A 1294-nucleotide genomic window follows, 5' to 3' on the forward strand; every position below is an offset into this window, starting at 1 on the left:
CTCACTCATCTAATAGCGCATGGGTCTGAGACGGGCTGGTTCGAGGCAGCTCGTTCCGCGTTTGAGGACGAGCTCGCCAGAGATGACCCGTACGGGGCATCCCGCGCCGTGCTGGGTGAGGGGTTGGCCCGACTCTTCATTGCTGACCAGGAGTGGGTCGAGTTGCGGCGCGGGGATTGGTTTGGCGCTGAGGAAGACTCAAGCAGGAATCAGCAATTTGCACTCAGCGTTGCAGTAGCGACTCATCGGTACCACAAGCAGTTGCTCGAATTGCTTGGTCCTGCCATGATCGGAGCAATCAGGTCGACTGAGGCAGTCGCAGTGGGATGGCGAACGGAAACCGATCCGCTTCAGGAAATTGGGGGCTGGCTCGTCGAAGCAGTCATTCGTGGCGAACAGACTCTTGACGATCCAGTAGTGACGGTCTTCTTCTCCGAGGCGCCAGTTGACGTGCGGGGTGGAGCGATGGGACATGTAGCCTGGCGTTTCATGCGTGCAGACGAGGTTTCGTCGGGAATTCGTGACAAATTCGCCACCTTGTGGGACAGCAGGCTTGAACATGTGCGGGAGCATCCTGCCGACAAGGAGGAGCTGAGCGGCTTCTACTGGGTGGTCAAGAGCGGGAAGTTTGAAACTGGCTGGTGGCTGCCAAGACTCAAGGAAGTGGCGTCGCTCGATCCTACGCTTGGTAGGCAGCGATACATGATCAGCGAGGAGCTGGGGTCCTCGGCGTCCCTAGATCCCCATGCGGCTTTCGATGTGCTTCGCTTGCTGCTCGCTGTCCAGGACGAGGATGGTCTCACGAGCTATGGTCTTATGCGTGACGCGGTTCCGCAGATATTGGCTGCTGCTATCACATCTGGTGACGCGAACTTGAAAGCGGACGCGGAGCGGTACATGAACCAGCTTGGTGAGCAAGGAAACCTACAGCTCGAATCGGAAGTCCGGGCGTTGACATCGTGAGTACGGATGAGTCCGCCGGGTCTCCGTCTGATCGAAGGCTAAAGGTCTATGGCGTCAACGACTACGGTGCGTATTGTCAGGTGGAAGACCCTGTCGAGCTTCCTGAAGGTTTCGGACGTACTGAAGTAATGTCGTCGTGACTGACGTAATTGAGCTCTACAATGCCCAGTAGTTTATCAAGCACGGCCTCTTCCCTGCGTCGTTCACGGAGCGACGTGCAGCACTCCACGCCGCAGTCCCTCAGGTGCGCCAAGTCGTGGCGAAGGGCGAATTCAGGCGGTCGAAGCATCTAGCTCAACGAGTTCGGCGAATATCTCGGAGGGCTTCTTCC

Annotated in this window: 1 protein-coding gene; it reads left to right on the plus strand. The window is 57.8% G+C overall.

Features of this window, described 5'->3' with window-relative positions; all coding sequences use genetic code 11:
- Positions 1-963, plus strand: a 963-nt coding sequence (locus Ae505Ps2_RS11080) for a hypothetical protein (protein ID WP_212567629.1), incomplete at its 5' end; no start/stop codon positions are given.
- Positions 964-1294 lie beyond the last annotated feature (331 nt).

Origin of the sequence: Pseudonocardia sp. Ae505_Ps2, assembly GCF_001932425.1 — a bacterium.
GTDB lineage: Bacteria > Actinomycetota > Actinomycetes > Mycobacteriales > Pseudonocardiaceae > Pseudonocardia.